18 protein-coding genes and 1 tRNA gene are annotated in these 20297 nt (G+C 68.1%); 17 read left to right on the top strand and 2 right to left on the bottom strand.

Annotated elements, in window-relative coordinates; translation table 11 throughout:
• The 4 genes from ACRDPS_RS21735 to ACRDPS_RS21720 form a co-directional block, all read left to right on the top strand.
• Window positions 1–692, top strand: a 692-nt coding sequence (locus ACRDPS_RS21735) for an ABC transporter ATP-binding protein (RefSeq protein WP_431503749.1), incomplete at its 5' end; no start/stop codon positions are given.
• A gap of 22 nt (window positions 693–714) precedes the next feature.
• The gene (hisI, locus tag ACRDPS_RS21730; protein ID WP_431503748.1) at window positions 715–1083 is read left to right on the top strand and encodes a phosphoribosyl-AMP cyclohydrolase; all 369 of its coding nucleotides are present in this window, start codon (window positions 715–717) and stop codon (window positions 1081–1083) included.
• Window positions 1080–1628: a Trp biosynthesis-associated membrane protein gene (locus ACRDPS_RS21725; RefSeq protein ID WP_431503747.1), complete on the top strand. Its 549-nt coding sequence runs from the start codon at window positions 1080–1082 to the stop codon at window positions 1626–1628. Before hisI ends, ACRDPS_RS21725 begins: the two co-directional genes overlap by 4 nt.
• A gap of 74 nt (window positions 1629–1702) precedes the next feature.
• Window positions 1703–1903, top strand: coding sequence for an HGxxPAAW family protein (locus tag ACRDPS_RS21720; RefSeq protein WP_431503746.1), 201 nt, complete (start codon window positions 1703–1705; stop codon window positions 1901–1903).
• A gap of 88 nt (window positions 1904–1991) precedes the next feature.
• On the opposite strand, the gene ACRDPS_RS21715 is transcribed toward ACRDPS_RS21720, so the two are convergent.
• On the bottom strand, window positions 1992–2327 hold the full coding sequence (locus ACRDPS_RS21715; RefSeq protein ID WP_431503745.1) for a DUF4190 domain-containing protein: 336 nt from the start codon (window positions 2325–2327) through the stop codon (window positions 1992–1994).
• 144 nt (window positions 2328–2471) lie between these two features.
• Here ACRDPS_RS21715 and trpC point away from each other — a divergent pair, with 144 nt between their 5' ends.
• The 8 genes from trpC (at window position 2472) to pyk (ending at window position 15050) form a co-directional block, all read left to right on the top strand.
• Window positions 2472–3278, top strand: a complete 807-nt coding sequence (trpC, locus tag ACRDPS_RS21710) for an indole-3-glycerol phosphate synthase TrpC (RefSeq protein ID WP_431503744.1) — start codon at window positions 2472–2474, stop codon at window positions 3276–3278.
• Window positions 3275–4534 carry a tryptophan synthase subunit beta gene (gene trpB, locus ACRDPS_RS21705; protein WP_431503743.1) on the top strand — a complete coding sequence of 420 codons (1260 nt, stop codon included), beginning with the start codon at window positions 3275–3277 and terminating at the stop codon, window positions 4532–4534. Before trpC ends, trpB begins: the two co-directional genes overlap by 4 nt.
• Entirely contained in the window at window positions 4531–5340 is an 810-nt protein-coding gene (gene trpA, locus ACRDPS_RS21700; RefSeq protein ID WP_431503742.1) for a tryptophan synthase subunit alpha, read from the top strand. The genes trpB and trpA overlap by 4 nt, the downstream gene beginning before the upstream one ends.
• Entirely contained in the window at window positions 5337–5945 is a 609-nt protein-coding gene (locus tag ACRDPS_RS21695) for an SCO family protein (RefSeq protein ID WP_431503741.1), read from the top strand. Before trpA ends, ACRDPS_RS21695 begins: the two co-directional genes overlap by 4 nt.
• A gap of 54 nt (window positions 5946–5999) precedes the next feature.
• Window positions 6000–6914, top strand: a complete 915-nt coding sequence (gene lgt / locus ACRDPS_RS21690; protein WP_431503740.1) for a prolipoprotein diacylglyceryl transferase — start codon at window positions 6000–6002, stop codon at window positions 6912–6914.
• Between the two features lie 277 nt (window positions 6915–7191).
• The gene (gltB, locus tag ACRDPS_RS21685; RefSeq protein ID WP_431503739.1) at window positions 7192–11748 is read left to right on the top strand and encodes a glutamate synthase large subunit; all 4557 of its coding nucleotides are present in this window, start codon (window positions 7192–7194) and stop codon (window positions 11746–11748) included.
• Window positions 11741–13207, top strand: a complete 1467-nt coding sequence (locus tag ACRDPS_RS21680; protein ID WP_431503738.1) for a glutamate synthase subunit beta — start codon at window positions 11741–11743, stop codon at window positions 13205–13207. Before gltB ends, ACRDPS_RS21680 begins: the two co-directional genes overlap by 8 nt.
• A 373-nt stretch (window positions 13208–13580) precedes the next feature.
• Window positions 13581–15050 carry a pyruvate kinase gene (gene pyk / locus ACRDPS_RS21675; protein WP_431503737.1) on the top strand — a complete coding sequence of 490 codons (1470 nt, stop codon included), beginning with the start codon at window positions 13581–13583 and terminating at the stop codon, window positions 15048–15050.
• A gap of 84 nt (window positions 15051–15134) precedes the next feature.
• Here pyk and ACRDPS_RS21670 read toward each other — a convergent pair.
• Window positions 15135–15207: transfer RNA gene (locus ACRDPS_RS21670), tRNA-Leu, on the bottom strand.
• A gap of 92 nt (window positions 15208–15299) precedes the next feature.
• Here ACRDPS_RS21670 and ACRDPS_RS21665 point away from each other — a divergent pair.
• From ACRDPS_RS21665 to ACRDPS_RS21645, 5 genes are all read left to right on the top strand, one after another.
• On the top strand, window positions 15300–15929 hold the full coding sequence (locus ACRDPS_RS21665; protein WP_431503736.1) for an ANTAR domain-containing response regulator: 630 nt from the start codon (window positions 15300–15302) through the stop codon (window positions 15927–15929).
• A gap of 203 nt (window positions 15930–16132) precedes the next feature.
• Window positions 16133–17476, top strand: coding sequence for an ABC transporter permease subunit (locus ACRDPS_RS21660; RefSeq protein WP_431503735.1), 1344 nt, complete (start codon window positions 16133–16135; stop codon window positions 17474–17476).
• Between the two features lie 8 nt (window positions 17477–17484).
• Window positions 17485–18477, top strand: a complete 993-nt coding sequence (locus ACRDPS_RS21655) for a branched-chain amino acid ABC transporter permease (protein ID WP_431503734.1) — start codon at window positions 17485–17487, stop codon at window positions 18475–18477.
• A 1-nt stretch (window position 18478) separates the two neighbouring features.
• On the top strand, window positions 18479–19414 hold the full coding sequence (locus ACRDPS_RS21650; RefSeq protein ID WP_431503733.1) for an ABC transporter ATP-binding protein: 936 nt from the start codon (window positions 18479–18481) through the stop codon (window positions 19412–19414).
• Window positions 19411–20199: an ABC transporter ATP-binding protein gene (locus tag ACRDPS_RS21645; RefSeq protein WP_431503732.1), complete on the top strand. Its 789-nt coding sequence runs from the start codon at window positions 19411–19413 to the stop codon at window positions 20197–20199. The genes ACRDPS_RS21650 and ACRDPS_RS21645 overlap by 4 nt, the downstream gene beginning before the upstream one ends.
• The last annotated feature ends 98 nt before the right edge of the window (window positions 20200–20297 follow it).

Below are 20297 nucleotides of genomic sequence, written 5' to 3'. Positions count from 1 at the left end.
GGCCGGTCCTCCACGACATCTCCTTCGAGATCGCGCCCGGACGGCGGGTAGCGGTGGTCGGCGAGACCGGCTCGGGGAAGTCGACGATCGCCAAGCTGCTCACCCGGGTCATGGACGTCACGCACGGGCAGGTTCGTCTCGACGGCGTCGACGTACGCGAGATCGGCAACGCCTCGCTGCGCACCAGCGTCGTGCTCGTCCCGCAGGAGGGCTTCCTCTTCGACTCCACGCTCGCCGAGAACGTACGCTACGGCCGCCTGTCCGCGACCGACGACGAGATCGAGGACGCGGCGCGTGTGCTCGGCCTCGGTGACTGGCTGGCCGGCCTTCCCGCCGGCGTCCGCACCCGCGTCGGTCAGCGCGGCGAGTCGCTCTCCGCGGGCGAGCGGCAGCTGGTGGCGCTGCTGCGCGCCCAGCTCGCCGACCCGGACCTGCTGGTGCTCGACGAGGCCACCTCGGCCGTCGACCCGCGCCTGGAGATGCGGATCAACCGCGCTCTGGAGCGCCTGATGAGCGGCCGTACCTCGGTCACCATCGCCCACCGGCTCTCCACCGCCGAGGCCGCCGACGAGGTGATCGTCGTAGACGACGGTCGCCTCGCCCAGCGCGGCCCGCACGCAGATCTGGTGGCCCAGGACGGCTCCATCTACGCACGCCTGCACGCCTCCTGGGTCGCCCAGCAGGGCAGCTGACCCCTTGCGCGATACTGGAGGGGTGACTACTGGACCCAGCGAGGGGCTGGCCCCCGAAATCGCCGATCGGCTCAAGCGCGACCCCGACGGGCTCGTGCCCGCGGTCGTACAGCAGCACGACACGGGCGAGGTGCTGATGCTCGGCTACATGAACGACGAGTCCCTGGCGCGCACGCTCGCGACGGGCCGGGCGACCTACTGGTCCCGCAGCCGGCAGGAGTACTGGGTCAAGGGGGAGACCTCCGGCCACCGGCAGTACGTCAAGGAGGTGCGCCTGGACTGCGACGGCGACACGATCCTGCTCAAGGTCGATCAGGAGGGCCCGGCCTGCCACACCGGCGATCACACCTGCTTCGACGCCGGGCTGATCTCGTCCGGTGCTACTCGATGAGGACGTTCGGGCCGACCATCACCGCCGGTCTCGCCGGCGCGGCTCTGGCCGCCTGGGCCGGCTCCAGCGAGTGGGTCAAGGTCACCGCGCCGGGTCCGATGCCAGCCGACCTGAACGACTCCCCGGCGACCACCGGTCTGGCCCTGGTCGCGCTCGCGGCCTGGGGCGTCGTCCTGGTCACCAGAGGTCTCGTACGCCGCCTGGTGGCCGCCCTCGCTGGCCTGGCCGGGATCGGTGTGATCTTCACCTTCTTCGGCCACGCCGGGATCGACGCGCTCGGGAGAGCGATCGACTCCGAGGTCGTCTGGGGCGAGACCCAGCACACCACCACCCCCTGGCCCTATCTCGCGCTCCTCGGTGCGGTCGTGACCGTCGCGGCGGCCGCCGCGGGCGTACGTCTGGCGCCTTCGTGGCCCGAGATGGGGCGAAAGTACGACGCTCCGGCCGACTCGAAACCCGAGCAGAAGCCGCTGGAGGAACAGTCGACGCTGGACGTCTGGAAGTCCCTGGACGAGGGTCGTGACCCGACAAAGGGGAATGAGTGAATACACTGCAGCCAAGCCCATCTGGTTGCTTCGGGCTTCGCAACAGCTAAGAGAACTCGTAGAGGAGTCATCGCATGTCCGCCAGCCATGGCAACACCCCGGCAGCCTGGATCGCAGTCGCGGTCGGTCTCCTCGGCTTCCTGATCGGCAGCGTCGCCATGATGCTCGACCCGATCAGCTGGTTCGTCTTCTGGGTCGGTGTGGCCGTCACCGTCGTCGGTGGCCTGCTCTTCATCGTGCTCGCCAAGCTCGGCTTCAACGTCGAGTCCCATTGAGCCTGTGAGACAGCGAGGCCCCCGGCAGATCTGCCGGGGGCCTCGCTGATTTGCCAGCACCGATGCCGAGGCTGAAGTCAGCCCAGGATCAGTAGGTGGTGGTGCTGCCGCTGAAGTCCAGCGCGCCGGTCAGGCTCAAGATGAGCCCGATGATGCCGAAGACAACGGCGACGATGCCGAGGATGAAGCCGGCAGTGGCCATGCCGCGCCCGCTCTGCGCACCTGCCGAGGCGTCGATCTCGTTCTGGGCCATCTTGCCGAGGATGATCGCCGGGATACCGGCGAAGAAACCACAGCAGACGCAACCGAGAATGCCTAGGACCAGTGCCCAGATCGCCTTCTTGTTGTTGCCCGCGGGCTGCCCGGGCTGACCGGGTGCCGGCGAACCGTACTGCGGCGGCGGCGGGGGTGTTCCGTAGCTCATGTGTCTGACCTCCAAAGTCAGGCGTTGGGTGAGATGGGAGAAACTTAACCTTTCCTGCCCGCACTGTGGCGCCAAATCGGGCGTGTCACGGTTCGGGTGAGAGGCTTTGCACGTGGGTCATACCCGGAAACGAGAGGTTTAAACATGTCGGTGCTCGAAAAGATCATCGACGGCGTACGTCAGGACCTGGCGCAGCGTCAGACGGCCGTGTCCGAGGCGGATCTGCGGGCCGCCCTCGCCGACGTCGACGCGCCTCGGGACCCGATGCCGCACCTGCGTGCGACCGGCAGCAGCGTGATCGCCGAGGTGAAGCGGAAGAGCCCCTCCAAGGGCGCCCTGGCCGACATCCCCGACCCGGCCGAGCTGGCCGCGAAGTACGCCGCCGGCGGCGCCGCCGCGATCTCGGTGCTCACCGAGGAACGCCGCTTCGGTGGTTCCCTCGCCGACCTTCGTACGGTCCGGGCCGCCGTCGACACCCCGATCCTGCGCAAGGACTTCATCGTCGAGCGGTACCAGCTGCTGGAGGCCCGCGCCGCCGGAGCCGACCTGGCGCTGCTGATCGTGGCCGCGCTGGACGACGACACGTTGCGCGACCTCTATGAGTACGCGCGCGAGCTGGGCCTGACCGTGCTGGTCGAGACCCACGACGAGCCCGAGGTCGCCCGCGCGGTCGACCTCGGCGCCGAGCTGATCGGCGTCAACGCCCGCAACCTGAAGACCCTCGAGATCGACCAGGACGTCTTCGGCCGGCTCGCCCCGCTCATCCCCGAGGACCGGGTGAAGGTCGCCGAGTCGGGCATCTTCACCGTCACCGACGTCAAGCGCCACGTCACCGAAGGGGCCCGGGCGGTCCTGGTCGGTGAGGCGCTGGTCAAGCATGGCGACCCGCGAGGCACGGTCGCCGAGTTCACCGGAATCCAAGGCAAGGGCCGAGAGCAGATACAGCCATGACTACGCACATCAACGAGACGACGAGCTACGACGCCGACGAGTTCGGCTGGTTCGGTGGCGAGGCCGAGGGGTTCGGCGGCCGGTTCATGCCCGAGGCCCTGATGAAGGCGCTCATCGAGCTCGACGACGCCTGGGCCAAGGCCAAGGCCGACCCGGAGTTCGTGGCCGAGTTCGACGCGATCCTGCGCGACTACGCCAACCTGCCGAGCCCGCTCTACCACGCGACCCGCCTCTCCGAGCAGCTCGGCGTACGGGTCCTCCTCAAGCGCGAGGACCTCAATCACACCGGCGCCCACAAGATCCGCAACGTCCTCGGCCAGGCGCTGCTGACCAAGCGGATGGGCAAGACCCGGGTCATCGCCGAGACCGGCGCCGGCCAGCACGGGGTGGCCTCCGCGACCGCGGCGGCCTACTTCGGTCTGGACTGCACCGTCTACATGGGCAAGGTCGACACCGACCGCCAGGCGCTCAACGTGGCCCGGATGCGGCTGCTCGGCGCCGAGGTCGTCCCGGTGCCGTCGGGCAGCGGCACCCTCAAGGACGCGATCAACGAGGCTCTGCGCGACTGGGTGGCGAGCGTGGACCACACCGCCTACCTGTTCGGCACCGCCGCCGGGCCGCACCCGTTCCCGACGCTGGTCCGGGACATCGTGCGCGGCATCGGCGACGAGGCCCGGGCGCAGTCCCTCGAGCAGTTCGGCGGCCTCCCGGACGCCGTCGTCGCCGCGGTCGGCGGTGGCTCCAACGCCATCGGCCTCTTCACCGCTTTCCTGGACGACAAGGACGTCGAGATCCACGGCTTCGAGGCCGGGGGAGAGGGCTTCGAGACCGGCCGTCACGCCGCCACCATCCAGGCCAACGACCCCGGCGTACTCCACGGCGCCCGCACCTATGTGCTCCAGGACGAGGACGGCCAGACCATCGAGTCCCACTCGATCTCCGCCGGGCTCGACTACCCGGGCGTCGGCCCGCAGCACGCCTGGCTGGCCAAGTCCGGCCGTGCCGCCTACACCTCGATCACCGACAAGGAGGCGATGGAGGCCTTCGCGCTGCTCTCGCGCTCGGAGGGCATCATCCCGGCGATCGAGTCGGCCCACGCGATCGCCGGCGCCATCAAGATCGCGCCCGAGATCAAGGAACGCCACGGTGAGGGCGCCACGATCCTGATCAACCTGTCCGGTCGTGGCGACAAGGACATGGGCACGGCGATTGACTACTTCGGACTTGGCGACAGCAAGCAGGGAGACCAGAAGTGAGTACGTCGGTAGCGTTCGCGAAGGCGAAGGCCGAGGACCGTGCCGCCCTGATCGGCTATCTCCCGGCGGGCTTCCCGACGGTCGAGGGCTCGATCGAGGCGCTGACGACGATGGTGGAGGCCGGTTGCGACATCATCGAGATCGGTCTGCCCTACTCCGACCCGGTCATGGACGGCCCCACGATCCAAGATGCCGTGCAGCAGGCACTCGATGGCGGCGTACGTGTCGATGACGTGTTCCGCGTCGTCGAGGCCGTGGCCGCCACGGGCGTGCCGACCCTGGTGATGACCAGCTGGAACCCGATCGAGCGGCGCGGTGTCGACCGTTTCGCCCAACAGCTGCAGGACGCGGGCGGCGCGGGCCTGATCACCCCCGACATCACCCCCGACTTCGCGGCGGAGTGGATCGAGGCGGCCGACGCCCGCGACCTCGACAAGGTCTTCCTGGTCGCACCGAGCAGCACCGATGAGCGGATCGCGATGACCACGGCCCAGTCCCGCGGGTTCGTCTACGCCACCGCGGTCATGGGCGTCACCGGTGCCCGGGCGAAGACGTCCGACCTGGCCGCCCCGCTCGTGGCCCGCACGAAGAGGCTCAGCCCATCAGGGGTCGACCTGCCCGTCGGCGTCGGTCTCGGGGTCAGCAACGGAGCCCAGGCGGCCGAGATGGCCGCCTACGCCGACGGCGTCATCGTCGGCTCCGCCTTCGTTCGTACGCTGCTGGACAACCGCTCCGACGAGGGCGCGGCGCTCAAGGCGCTGGCGAGCCTGACCGAGGACCTGGCCGCGGGAGTCCGTGCGCGTTGAGGTTCCTGGCTCTACCCGTTCTGCTCGCCCTCATCGGGCTCCTCGCCGGCTGCGGTGCCGCCGGAACCGGTCAGAAGCCGGCCTCGGCGATGAACGGGCAGGAGCACACCGCCTACCAGCTCTCCGACACCGCGCTGACCGACACCGACGGCGAGCCCTACTCCCTGGCCACCGACGCCGACAAGCCGCTGACGCTGGTCTTCTATGGCTACACGCAGTGCCCTGACGAGTGCCCGCTGGTGATGTCGAGCCTGACCGCGGCGCTGACCCGTCTCGACGACGCGGACCGGGACAAGGTCGACGTCGTCTTCGTGACCACCGACCCGGCGCGCGACACGACCAAGGTGCTGGAGAAGTATCTCGACCGTTACGACGAGGACTTCATCGGCCTGACCGGAGACCTGAAGGACATCGTCACCCTGGCCGAGTCGATGCGGCTCTACATAGGCGAGGCCGACCGGCTACCCAGCGGGGGCTACGATCTCGGGGTCCACGACACTCACGTCTCCGCCGTCTCCCAGGGACGGGCCAGCGTCGTGTGGTCGATGAACACCTCGCCCAAGCAGTTCGCCGACGACATCACCCGCCTTCTCAGTCAGAGCTAGCCAGCCCGAGTCAGAGCCAGAGCCAATCAGAAAGAGCGCCGCATGATGCTCCCGATGTCCATCCCCAGCCCGGCCGAAGGCGTGCTCTGGCTCGGACCGGTCCCGTTGCGCGGCTACGCGTTCGCGATCATCCTCGGCATCGTCGTCGCCGTCTGGGTCTCCGAGCGGCGCTGGCAGGCGCGCGGCGGCCGTGCCGGCGACATCCAGGACATCGCCCTGTGGGCGGTGCCCTTCGGGCTGGTCGGCGGCCGGATCTACCACGTCATGACCGACTGGCAGCTTTACTTCGGTGACGGCGGCAGCCCGATCGAGGCGCTCTACATCTGGCGTGGCGGGCTCGGGGTGTGGGGTGCGATCGCGCTCGGTGCCGTGGGCGCGATCATCGGAGCCAAGGTCAAGGGGATCAAGTTCACCCCGCTGCTGGACACCGTCGCCCCGACCTGCCTGCTGGCGATGGGCATCGGCCGTTGGGGCAACTGGTTCAACCAGGAGCTCTTCGGCGAGCCCACCGACCTGCCCTGGGCCCTGGAGATCGACCCCTCGCGCTTCCCCGAGGGGCCCAGCCAGTTCCCGGCCGGCACCACGTTCCACCCGACGTTCCTCTACGAGTTCTGCTGGGACGTCATCGCCTTCTTCGCCATCGTCTACCTGCAGAAGAAGCTGCGCCTGGGCGGCGGCCGCGTGGTGGCGCTGTACGTCATGGCCTACTGCCTGGGCCGCGGGATGATCGAGACCCTGCGCATCGACAACGTGCAGCTCCACGACGTGCTCGGCCTGCGCTGGAGCGAGTGGATGTCGATCATTCTCTTCGTGCTCGCCGCAGCGTGGTGGACGTATGCCACCTTCACCGGGCGGGGTAAGGTCGAGGAGGAGGTCTACAGCGATCCTGCCAAGGCCCCCTCGAACGATCCTGACGGCGACGACGCTGACAACGGTGCCACCGACGAGGAATCCTCGACCAAGGCCTGATCAGGCGCAGATATTGGGCGGAATGCCGCCGCTCACGGGATGGTGTCCAGCGATGGACCCTTGTTCGGAACCTACCCGTGACTCAGTGGTAACCTAGCCCCACTCGCGCGGGCCAACGCTGTCCCCTGCAGATTGCCAGTTTCATCCCCGCAAGGGCGCGCGCACCTGTCGCAGACATCCCCCGCTCCGGACCTCGACTCGAAGCAGAGTCAAAATCCGGGGCTATTGGGCTGCGTCGGTTGTTGCGCACCTGAGCCCGGACAGACGGGAGATCCCGGTGCCGTACGAGCACTCGTATCCATCCCCCCAGGGCCTCTACGACCCTCGGTTCGAGAAGGACGCCTGCGGCGTCGCCATGGTCGCGACGCTGACCGGCGAAGCCAGCCACGACATCGTGAAGCAGGGCATCCGTGCCCTGGTGAATCTCGACCACCGCGGCGCCGCCGGCGCCGAGACCAACTCTGGTGACGGAGCGGGGATCCTGCTCCAGGTCCCCGACGCCTTCCTGCGTGAGGTCGTCGACTTCGACCTCCCCGCGGAGCGCGCCTACGCCGTCGGCACCGCCTTCATCCCGGGCGAGGCCGACCAGGTCGATCGCAGCGTGAAGCTCGTCGAGGAGATCGCGACCGAGGAGGGCCTCGAGGTCCTCGGCTGGCGCGAGGTCCCGGTCAACCCTGACTCCCTCGGCGCCACCGCCAAGGCGGTCATGCCGACCTTCCGCCAGCTCTTCGTCGCGGGCGGCAAGCAGCGCGTGACCGGCCTGGCCCTGGAGCGTCTCGCCTTCTGTCTGCGCAAGCGGGCGGAGAAGGAGACCGATGTCTACTTCCCCTCGCTCTCCAGCCGCACCATCGTCTACAAGGGCATGCTCACCACGCCCCAGCTGGCCGACGTGTTCCCCGACCTGGTCGACGAGCGGGTCGCTTCCGCGGTCGCGGTCGTCCACAGCCGGTTCTCGACCAACACCTTCCCGAGCTGGCCGCTGAGCCACCCGTTCCGGTTCATCGCCCACAACGGCGAGATCAACACCGTCATGGGCAACCGCAACTGGATGAAGGCGCGCGAGGCGCTGCTCGAGTCCGACGTGATCCCGGGCGACCTGGAGCGGCTCTTCCCGATCTGCACCGAGGGGGCCTCCGACTCGGCCTCGTTCGACGAGGTGCTCGAGCTGCTCCACCTCTCCGGCCGCAGCCTTCCCCACGCCATGTTGATGATGATCCCCGAGGCGTGGGAGAAGCACGAGGAGATGGACGCGGCCCGCAAGGCGTTCTACGAGTTCCACTCCACGCTCATGGAGCCCTGGGACGGTCCGGCGTCGGTCGTCTTCACCGACGGCACCCAGATCGGCGCGGTCCTGGACCGCAACGGGCTGCGCCCGAGCCGCTACTGGGTGACCGAGGACGGCCTGGTCGTGCTCGGCTCCGAGGCCGGCGTGCTCGATGACATCGACCCCGCCACCGTGGTCCGCAAGGGTCGCGTCCAGCCGGGCAAGATGTTCCTCGTCGACACCGCCGAGCACCGCATCATCGAGGACGACGAGATCAAGTCCGAGCTCGCCGCCGAGCACCCCTACGACGAGTGGCTCCACGCCGGTCTCGTACGCCTCGAGGACATCCCCGAGCGCGAGCACATCATCCACACCCACGCGAGCGTGACCCGCCGCCAGCAGGTCTTCGGCTACACCGAGGAGGAGCTGCGGATCCTGCTCGCGCCGATGGCCAACACCGGCGCCGAGACGATCGGGTCGATGGGCACCGACAGCCCGATCGCGGCGCTGAGCGACAAGCCCCGGATGCTGTTCGACTACTTCGCCCAGCTCTTCGCGCAGGTCACCAACCCGCCGCTGGACGCGATCCGCGAGGAGCTCGTCACCAGCCTCAACGGCACCATCGGCGCCGAGTCCAACCTGCTTCGTCCCGGTCCGGCCTCGTGCCGCCAGATCGTGCTGCCGTTCCCGGTCATCTCCAACGACGACCTGGCCAAGATCCGTCACATCAACCGCGACGGCGACATGCCGGGCTTCGCGGTTCACATCGTGCGGGGCCTGTACGAGGTCGACGGCGGTGCCGAGGCGCTGCAGACGCGTCTGGACGAGATCTCCGCCGAGGTCTCCCGGGCCATCGAGGACGGCGCGCGGATCATCGTGCTCTCCGACCGCCACTCCACCCAGGAGATGGCCCCCATCCCGTCGCTGCTGCTCACCGGCGCCGTCCACCACCACCTGGTCCGTGAGCGCACCCGCTCGCAGGTCGGCCTGCTGGTCGAGGCCGGGGACGTACGCGAGGTCCACCACGTCGCTCTGCTGATCGGCTACGGCGCCTCCGCGGTCAACCCCTACCTGGCGGTCGAGTCCGTGGAGGACCTCGCCTTCGAGGGCTACTACGTGAAGGCCGATGCCGACAAGGCGATGGCCAACACGATCAAGGCGCTCGGCAAGGGCGTCCTCAAGGTGATGTCGAAGATCGGCGTCTCCACGGTCGCCTCCTACACCGGCGCCCAGATCTTCGAGGCCGTCGGCCTGTCCAAGGAGGTCGTGGACCGCTACTTCACCGGCACCACCTCCAAGCTCGGCGGCATCGGCCTCGACGTGATCGCCGAGGAGGTCGCGAGGCGGCACGCCACGGCGTACCCGCGCGACGGAGTCGCCAACGCCCACCGCGCGCTGCCCATCGGCGGCGAATACCAGTGGCGGCGTGAGGGTGAGCCCCACCTGTTCGACCCGGAGACGGTCTTCCGGCTCCAGCACGCGACCCGTACCGGCCGCTACGACGTCTTCAAGCAGTACACCGACCGGGTCAACGAGCAGTCCGAGCGGCTGATGACGCTGCGCGGTCTCTTCAACCTCAAGAGCGCCGCGGACCTCGGCCGTCAGCCGGTCCCGATCGACGATGTCGAGCCCGTCGAGGAGATCGTCAAGCGGTTCTCGACCGGCGCGATGTCCTACGGCTCGATCTCCAAGGAGGCTCACGAGACGCTCGCCGTCGCGATGAACATCCTCGGCGGCAAGTCCAACACCGGTGAGGGTGGCGAGGACCCGGATCGTCTCTACGACCCGAAGCGTCGCTCGTCGATCAAGCAGGTGGCCTCGGGACGCTTCGGTGTGACGAGCGAATACCTGACCAACGCCGACGACATCCAGATCAAGATGGCTCAGGGCGCCAAGCCCGGTGAGGGCGGCCAGCTGCCCGGGCACAAGGTCTACCCCTGGGTGGCCAAGACGCGTCACTCGACGCCGGGCGTGGGCCTCATCTCTCCGCCGCCGCACCACGACATCTACTCGATCGAGGATCTCGCCCAGCTGATCCACGACCTCAAGAACGCCAACCCGAGCGCTCGCGTCCACGTCAAGCTCGTGGCCGAGGTCGGTGTCGGCACCGTCGCCGCCGGTGTCTCCAAGGCACACGCCGACGTGGTCCTGATCTCCGGTCACGACGGTGGCACCGGCGCCTCCCCGCTCACCAGCCTCAAGCACGCCGGCGGTCCCTGGGAGCTTGGTCTCGCCGAGGCGCAGCAGACGCTGCTCCTCAACGGCCTGCGCGACCGGATCGTGGTGCAGACCGACGGTCAGCTCAAGACCGGGCGCGACGTGATCATCGCGGCGCTGCTCGGTGCCGAGGAGTTCGGGTTCGCGACCGCGCCGCTGGTCGTCTCCGGCTGCGTGATGATGCGGGTGTGCCACCTGGACACCTGCCCGGTCGGCGTCGCCACCCAGAACCCGGTCCTGCGCGAGCGGTTCACCGGCAAGGCGGAGTACGTCGTCAACTTCATGCGCTACGTCGCCGAGGAGGTCCGCGAGCTCCTGGCCGAGCTCGGGTTCCGCAGCATCGACGAGGCGGTCGGACACGCCGAGGCGCTCGACGCCCGCGAGGCGATCGACCACTGGAAGGCATCCGGACTCGACCTGTCGCCGATCTTCGCCCGCGTCGAGTCGCCGCAGCAGTTCGCCGACCAGGACCTCTACAACACCAAGGTGCAGGACCACGGCCTGGAGAAGTCCCTGGACGTCAACGAGCTGCTGCCGCTCGCCGCACCCGCGCTCGAGCGCGGGGAGCCGGTGCGCGCCCAGCTCGCGATCCGCAACGTCAACCGCACCGTCGGCACGATCCTCGGCCACGAGATCACCAAGCGCTACCGAGGTGAGGGCCTGCCCGAGGGCACGATCGACATCACCTTCACCGGCTCCGCGGGCCAGTCCTTCGGCGCCTTCGTCCCGAGCGGTCTGACCCTGCGCCTGGAAGGTGACGCCAACGACTACGTCGGCAAGGGCCTCTCCGGTGGCCGGCTGGTCATCCGCCCGGAGCGTACGGCCGGGTTCAGGGCCGAGGAGCACATCATCGCCGGCAACACGCTGGCCTACGGCGCCACCAGCGGACGGATCCACATCCGTGGTGGTGTCGGGGAGCGGGCCGCGGTCCGCAACTCGGGCGCCACCATCGTCACCGAAGGCGTCGGCGACCACGGCTGCGAATACATGACCGGTGGTCGTGTCGTCGTCCTCGGTCCGACCGGACGCAACTTCGCGGCCGGCATGTCCGGTGGGGTCGCCTGGGTCCTCGACTTCGAGGAGCAGCGCCTCAACAGCGAGCTCGACGACGCCACCCCGGTCGAGGAGAAGTACGCCGCCGAGCTCGAGCAGCTCGTCCGCGACCACCTCGAGGAGACCGGCTCGGCCGTGGCCGAGGCGCTCCTGGCCGACTGGCCCAACTCACTGACCCGCTTCACGCAGGTCATGCCCAGTGACTACAAGCGCGTGCTCGAAGCCCAGGAGGAGGCCCTCGAGGAGGGTCTCGACGAGGACGAGGCCGCGCAGCGAATTATGGAGGTCCTCCATGGCTGACCCCAAGGGTTTTCTGAAGAACGGGCGCGAGGTCGCGACCCGGCGTCCCGTCGATGAGCGGGTCAAGGACTGGCACGAGGTCTACCCGGGCAAGGTCGGCAGGACCCTGCTGCCGATCATCAACACCCAGGCCTCGCGCTGCATGGACTGCGGCATCCCGTTCTGCCACCAGGGCTGCCCGCTCGGCAACATCATCCCCGAGTGGAACGACCTGGTCTGGCGCAACGACTGGGAGGGCGCCTCGGAGCGTCTGCACGCGACCAACAACTTCCCCGAGTTCACCGGTCGCCTCTGCCCGGCGCCGTGCGAGACCGCCTGCGTCCTGGGCATCAACCAGCCCGCGGTGACCATCAAGAACATCGAGGTCTCGATCATCGACAAGGCCTGGGACGCGGGCTACGTCAAGCCGCAGCCGCCCGAGTGGCTCTCCGGCAAGGCGGTCGCCGTCATCGGCTCCGGGCCCGCGGGCCTGGCCGCGGCACAGCAGCTCACCCGCAGCGGTCACACCGTCGCGGTCTACGAGCGTGCCGACAAGATCGGCGGGCTGATGCGCTATGGCATCCCCGAGTTCAAGATGGAGAAGTCGCAGGTCGACCAGCGCCTGGCGCAGATGCGCCGCGAGGGCACGGTCTTCCGCCCGGGCGTGGACGCCGGATCCGACATCACCGGCGCCCAGCTCCAGGACCGCTACGACGCGATCGTGCTGGCCAACGGCTCGACCATCGGTCGCGAGCTGCCGGTCCCCGGGCGCGAGCTCGACGGGATCCACCAGTCGATGGAATACCTGCCGCAGTCCAACCGCGCCTCGATCGGCGAGGCCGTCCCGGACCAGATCCTGGCCGAGGGCAAGCACGTGGTCATCATCGGCGGCGGTGACACCGGTGCCGACTGTCTCGGCACCGCGATCCGCCAGGGCGCGGAGTCGATCACCCAGCTCGAGATCATGCCGCGACCGCCGGAGGAGCGCCCCGACGCCCAGCCGTGGCCGACCTACCCGATGACCTACCGGGTCGCCTCCGCGCACGAGGAGGGTGGCGAGCGGACCTATGCCGTCTCCACCAAGGAGTTCCTCGGCACCGAGGACGGCCGAGTGCGTGCGCTGCGACTGGTCGAGGTCGAGTTCATCGACGGCAAGCTGACCGAGAAGGAGGGGACCGAGAAGGAGATCCCCGCCGACCTCGTGCTGCTGGCGATGGGCTTCACCGGCCCGGAGAAGGACGGCCTCCTGACCCAGCTGGGTGTGGAGTACGACGATCGCGGCAACGTCGCCCGTGACGACTCCTTCGCCACCTCCGTCCCGGGCGTCTACGTCGCCGGCGACGCGGGTCGCGGACAGTCGCTGATCGTGTGGGCGATCGCCGAGGGACGTGCCGCCGCGGCCGCTGTCGACACCTTCCTCACCGGCTCGACCAACCTGCCCGCGCCGATCCGCCCGACGGACCGGCAGCTGATGGTCTGAGGCTGACACCTCGAGGCACAACGGCGTGCCGATGACTGGCCCGGCACCTCCACATCGGGGGTGCCGGGCCGGTTGTCTCTCGGCCGTCGGTCGCGGGAACCCGGAGCCGTTCACCGTCGAGGATCGAGGAGACGGCCATGTCCGTCCAGCACGGATCCGACGAAGTCTCTACACACTTGCGGTGATGAGTTTGTCGCTCATGTGCATTGCCGGGCTGTGGGGGAGAGGCTAGTCGTCCGGGGACATCACGCAGGATGTGGCGCGGGCAGGCGGCATCTGACCGGCGGACCTGGGTGAATGCTCGATGAATGGCCATCTCAGGGCAGCCCGCCGGTGCTGGTTTGAACGATCCAGAGGGGTAGTCTGGGCTCCCGTGAGAAGAGCGAAGATCGTCTGCACCCTTGGTCCGGCCGTCGGGACGGAGCGCCGCATCCGCGAGCTCGTCTACGCGGGCATGGACGTGGCTCGGATGAATATGAGCCATGGTTCCCACGAGGACCACTCCGGCAACTACGAGCTGGTGCGTGACGCGGCCGCGGCGAGCGGGCACAGCGTGGGCATCTTCGCTGATCTGCAGGGGCCCAAGATCCGTCTGGAGCGCTTCGAGGAGGGATCGGCGACCCTGCACCGCGGTCAGGCCTGGACGATCACAACGCGTGAGGTCTCCGGTGACGACAAGGTCTGCGGGACGACGTACAAGGGCCTTCCCGGAGATGTGAAGGTCGGCGACCCGATCCTGATCGACGACGGCAAGCTGCGCCTGCGGGTCACCGCGGTCGAGGACACCGAGGTCCACACCGAGGTACTGGTCGGCGGGCCGGTGTCGAACAACAAGGGCATCAACCTGCCCGGTGTCGCCGTCTCCGTGCCGGCTCTGTCCGAGAAGGACGAGGCCGACCTGCGTTTCGCGCTCGAGCTCGGCGTGGACATGATCGCGCTCAGCTTCGTGCGCAACGCGCAGGACTATGAGGACGTACGCAAGATCATGGACGAGGAGGGGCGTGTCGTCCCGGTCATCGCCAAGATCGAGAAGCCGCAGGCGATCGAGAACCTCGATGAGGTCATCGCCGCCTTCGACATGTTCATGGTCGCCCGTGGTGACCTCGGTGTGGAGTGCCCGCTGGAGGAGGTGCCGTTCCTGCAGAAGCGGATCATCGAGCTGGCCCGCCTCAACGCCAAGCCGGTCATCGTCGCCACCCAGATGCTCGACTCGATGATCTCCAACCCGGCGCCGACCCGCGCGGAGGCCAACGACGTCGCCAACGCGGTCCTCGACGGCGCCGATGCGGTGATGCTCTCCGCCGAGACGAGCGTGGGGGACTACCCGATCCACACCGTGGAGACGATGGCCCGCATCATCGCCGCCACCGAGCGCCACGCCCTCTCCCCGGGCGGGAGCGGAGCCGCCGTGCTGAGCCGGATCGACTGGGACCCGCACACCCGCTCGGGGGTCATCGCCAAGGCCGCCGCCGAGGTCGCCGACCGTGTCGGCGCGAAATACCTGGTCGCCTTCACCACCTCGGGTGACTCGGCCCGTCGGCTCTCCCGGCTGCGTGGCGGGATCCCGCTGCTCGCCTTCACCCCCTTGGACTCCGTACGCAGCCAGCTCGCGCTCAGCTGGGGCACCGAGACCTTCCGCACCGACGAGGTCGAGCACACCGACGAGATGGTCCGCCAGGTCGACGAGAACCTCCTCAAGATCGGCCGTGTCGAGGAGGGCGACCTCGTCGTCATCATCGCCGGCTCGCCTCCCGGGATCCCCGGCTCCACCAACGCCCTGCGCATCCACCGCATCGGCGACGCGATCAACGAGGTCGCGCCGGCTTACGAGCGGAAGGCCTGAGCCTCTGCGCCACTAGAACGTCAGAGGCCGTGGAACTGTGTCGCATCAGATGCGTACGCAACTCCACGGCCTCGCGTCTTTGAGTGCCCCGAGTCGGATTCGAACCGACACTATACGGTGTTTGAGACCGCCCTCTCTGCCGTTGGAGTACCGGGGCTCCTCGGCCCGCGAACGGGCCCGGCAGTGATCAAACTTACCGGACCGACGGCGGGATCACTGAACCGGGACGTGCCGTTCATGGCCTAGTCTGTGCTCGTGACGGAGATCAGCCTCAGCAGCACGCCGAAGACCCACGAGCGACGCACGGTCGTCGTCGCAGAGGACGAGGTCCTGATCAGGATGGACCTCAAGGAGATGCTGACCGAAGAGGGCTATGACGTCGTCGGCGAGGCGGGCGACGGCAAGGTCGCGATCGAGCTCGCCACCGAGCACAGGCCCGACCTGGTGATCCTCGACGTGAAGATGCCGGTGCTCGACGGGATCGCGGCGGCCGAGGCGATCGCGCGTGACCGGATCGCGCCGGTGGTGATGCTGACCGCGTTCTCGCAGCGTGAGCTCGTGGAGCGGGCGCGCGACGCCGGCGCGATGGCCTACCTCGTCAAGCCGTTCAACATCACCGACCTGGTCCCCGCGATCGAGCTGGCGGTGAGCCGCTTCCAGGAGCTCGCCCAGCTCGAGAAGGAGGTCGCCGGTCTGACCGAGCGGCTGGAGACCCGCAAGGCGGTCGACCGGGCCAAGGGCATCCTGCAGGAGGGGCTCACGCTGAGCGAGCCCGACGCGTTCCGGTGGATCCAGAAGACCGCGATGGACCTGCGACTCTCGATGCGGCAGGTCGCCGACGGCGTCATCGAGCACGGCATCAGCGGCCCCCAGACCTGACCTACCGTCCGCGGCTGGGTAAAGGCTGGGTAAAGGAGTCGTGTAAACGACACATCACAGATCGGTTGCGGTCTTCGCCGACCTGCCGGCTCCGTGTCCTTCCTGTCCAAAGTCTGCCTAGACTGCCCCGGCGGATCCGGCCGACCAGTACCCCCACCTGGTGTCAGGATCCGCCTTCAGGACACATAGGCAGGAGTACCCACGTGCGCAAGCGGCTCTACAGAGTCCTGGTCGCGCTCATCGGTGCGCTGATGGTGCTGTTGGTAGGGACCCCGGGTGCCGCACAGGCAACCGAGACCCCACCGCCGGACGCCACCGCGATCCAGGTGACGCTTCAGGACCAGGCCAACAAGGATGCCGAAGGCAATCCGAAACCCGTCCCGGGCGTGACCCTCGAGGTCACCAAGGACGGCAAGAAGGCCGGTGAGGGCGTCACCGACGCCCAGGGCGTCGCGACCATCGTCGTCGAGGAGCTCGGCGAGTACGTCGTGACCCTCGACGAGAAGACGCTCCCCTCAGGGACCGTGCTCGACGAGAACACCAAGGACGAGGCAACCGTCCAGGTACGCTTCCAGGGGCCCAACAACCGGGCGATCTTCCCGATCGGGGTGACTGCCGGGGAGCAGTCCAGCTTCACCAGAGATCTCGCCAAGAACCTGCGGGCGGGGATCCTGTTCGCCCTGGTGCTGGCTTTGGCCGGACTCGGGTTCAACCTGGTCTTCGGCACGACCGGACTGTCCAACTTCGCCCAAGGTGAGTTGATCACCTTCGGAGCGGTGATGGCCTGGACCTTCGACCAGATCTTCAAGACCGGCGGCCTGGCCACGGTCTCGGTGATCCTGGCCGGCATCGTCGCGGTCATTCTCGGCGGCGTCGGCGGATACCTGCAGGACAAGGTGGTGTGGGCCCCCCTTCGACACCGCGGTACCGGGCTGATCGCGATGATGATCGTCTCGATCGGTCTCTCGATCTTCCTTCGCTACCTGTTCCAGTACTTCTTCAGCTCCTCGACACGGGCGTTCTCGCAGTACACCCAGCAGGTGCGTGAACAGCACTGGTACTACCTCGGTTTCGCCATGGCCGAGCGTGAGGCCGTCATCGTCGTGATCTCCGTCATCACGATCGTCGCGGTGTGCGTGTGGCTCTCCAAGAGCCGGATGGGCAAGGCGATGCGCGCGGTCTCCGACAACCCGGCCCTGGCCGCTTCCTCGGGTCTGCGGGTCGACAGCGTCATCACCTACGCATGGGTGATCGGTGGCGCGCTGACCGCCTTGTCGGGCGTGCTCTACGCGTTGCGAGCCTCCGAGATCAACACCTTCATGGGTATGCGCATCCTGCTCGTCGTCCTCGCCGCGGTCACCCTCGGTGGCCTGGGGACGGTATGGGGCGCGCTGGTCGGGTCGCTGGTGATCGGGCTCGTCTACGAGCTCGGGCCGATGTTCGGCGTACCCACCTCTATCAAGGAGGTCGGCCCGCTGCTGATCATGATCGTGATCCTGCTGGTGCGGCCCCAGGGCATCCTGGGTCGCAAAGAGCGGCTCGGGTAGGAGAGACAATGGATATTCTAGAGATTCTCCGTTCCGGACTGCAGCAGGCGCTGGGCCCCCAGGCGATCGTCTTCGCCCTGGCCGCCATCGGCCTCAACATCCACTTCGGCTACACCGGGCTGCTCAACTTCGGTCAGGCCGGGTTCGTCGCCGCCGGGGCCTACGGTCTGGCAGTCGCAGTGGTCACCTTCGAGGCGCCGTTCTTCGTCGGCGTGATCATGGCGGTGGTGGCACCGATCGTGCTGGCCGTGATCCTTGGTCTGCCGACGCTGCGGTTGCGTGCCGACTATCTGGCGATCGTCACGATCGCCTCGGCCGAGGTGCTGCGCTTCGTCTTCGGCTCGGTCGAGACGAAGGACTTTTTCGGTGGTTCCAACGGGCTGACCGGCTACGCCCAGCCGTTCCAGGACGCCAACCCCTACAACGGGGGCGTCGACCTCGGCGTCGTCGCCTTCGGGCGCAACGACCTGTGGTCGCTGACCGTCGGCTGGATCCTGGTCGCGCTGTGCTGTCTGCTCGTGTGGGCACTGATGCGCAGCCCGTGGGGCCGGGTGCTCCGCTCGATCCGTGAGGACGAGGACGCGGTCCGCTCGCTGGGCAAGAACGTGTTCGCGTACAAGATGCAGGCCCTCGCCCTCGGCGGTGTCATCGGTGGTCTGGGCGGCCTGTTCCTGGCGCTCAAGCAGGCCTCCGTGGTGCCGACCGACTACTCGACACTGATGACCTTCTACGCCTTCGCCGCGCTGCTTCTCGGTGGCGCTGCCAGGGTGCTGGGGCCGGTCATCGGCGCGATCCTGTTCTGGTTCATCATCGCCGCGCTGGGCTCGTTCTTCAGCCAGTCGGCCGGTGACGGTGGCTGGATCCCGACCGTGATCATGACCGACACCCAGGCCAGCCTCATCCGCTACATCGTGCTCGGTCTGGCCATCATGCTGCTGATGATCTTCCGTCCCCAGGGGATCTTCGGCGACCGTAGGGAGATCGCGATCGATGGACGCTGACATGCCTGAGACGAACACCGAGACGAACACCGAGACCAGCAAGACCGGGCCCGCGGGCCTGGTCGGGGTGAGCACGGAGCCGGGAAGCAAGAAGCCCGACCCGATCGTGGTCGCCGACAAGATCACGCGTACGTTCGGCGGCCTGACCGCCGTCGACGTCGAGCACGTCGAGATCCAGCGGGGGGTGATCACCGCGCTGATCGGCCCCAACGGTGCCGGCAAGACGACCTTCTTCAACCTGCTGACCGGCTTCGACCAGCCGAACACCGGCTCCTGGAGCCTGGAGGGCAAGTCGCTCAAGGGGGTCGCGCCCTACAAGATCGCCCGTCGCGGGATGGTGCGCACCTTCCAGCTCACCAAGGTGCTGGCCAAGCTCACGGTGCTCGAGAACATGCGCCTGGGCGCCACCGGGCAGAAGGGTGAGCGGTTCTGGGCCGCGCCGTTCAAGTTCCTGTGGGGCAAGCAGGAGGACGACGTCACCAAGAAGGCCGACGAGCTGCTGGCGCGGTTCCTGCTCGACAAGAAGCGCGAGGACTTCGCCGGCTCCCTCTCGGGTGGTCAGCGCAAGCTGCTGGAGATGGCCCGCGCGCTCATGGTCGACCCGGATCTGGTCATGCTCGACGAGCCGATGGCCGGTGTGAACCCGGCCCTGAAGCAGTCGCTGCTGGGCCACGTGAAGTCGCTGCGCGACGAGGGCCGCACGGTCCTCTTCGTCGAGCACGACATGGACATGGTCCGAGACATCTCCGACTGGGTCATCGTGATGGCCCAGGGGAAGATCGTCGCGGAGGGTACGCCGGCCAGCGTCATGGCGGACCAGCGCGTCATCGACGCCTATCTCGGGGCTCACCACGACACCGACCTGAGCGAGCTCGACGAGGAGACGCTCGAGGCCGAGGTCGAGGCCGAGATCGCCCAAGAGGAGGATGCGAAGTGACCATTGACCCTGCCGCCGACGCGGAGAAGTTCCGCGAGGCACACCTGGCCGCGGCCGAGGGTGCGGTGCTCCGGGCAGATGGCCTGATCGCCGGCTACCTTCCTGGCGTCAACATCCTCAACGACACCGACCTCTACTGCCAGCCCGGCGAGCTGGTCGGCATCATCGGCCCCAACGGCGCCGGCAAGTCGACCCTGCTCAAGGCGCTCTTCGGCCTGGTGAAGATCCACGAGGGGAAGGTCGAGCTCGAGGGTGAGGACATCACCGGAAAGCGGGCCGACGAGCTGGTGACCCGCGGCATCGGGTTCGTGCCGCAGACGAACAACGTCTTCCCGAGCCTGACCATCGAGGAGAACCTCGAGATGGGCTGCTACCAGTCACCGAAGAAGTTCTCGGAGCGGTTCGACTTCGTGACCGGGATCTTCCCGGCCCTCGGTGAGCGGCGCAAGCAACGCGCCGGCGGGCTCTCCGGTGGTGAGCGTCAGATGGTCGCGATGGGCCGGGCGCTGATGATGGAGCCGTCCGTCCTGCTGCTCGACGAGCCCTCCGCGGGACTCTCCCCGGTCATGCAGGACGAGGTCTTCGTCCAGACCCGCAAGATCAACAAGGCCGGTGTCTCGGTCGTGATGGTCGAGCAGAACGCCCGCCGCTGCCTGCAGATCTGCGATCGTGGCTACGTGCTCGACCAGGGCCGCAACGCCTACACCGGTGCCGGACGCGCCCTCGCGGACGACCCGAAGGTGATCGAGCTCTACCTCGGCACCCTGGGCGCCAAGGAGGACTGACGAGCGTAACGACCGAGCGAGGCCGAGCGGCGAGCTTGCTCGTCCGTTCGCGCCGAGCAAGGACGCTCCGCCGCCGAAGGCGGCCGGGCTGAGGACGT

The organism is Nocardioides sp. (assembly GCF_050699375.1).
In the GTDB taxonomy this organism is placed as follows: domain Bacteria; phylum Actinomycetota; class Actinomycetes; order Propionibacteriales; family Nocardioidaceae; genus Nocardioides.
This window is presented reverse-complemented; position numbering and strand designations above follow the sequence as displayed.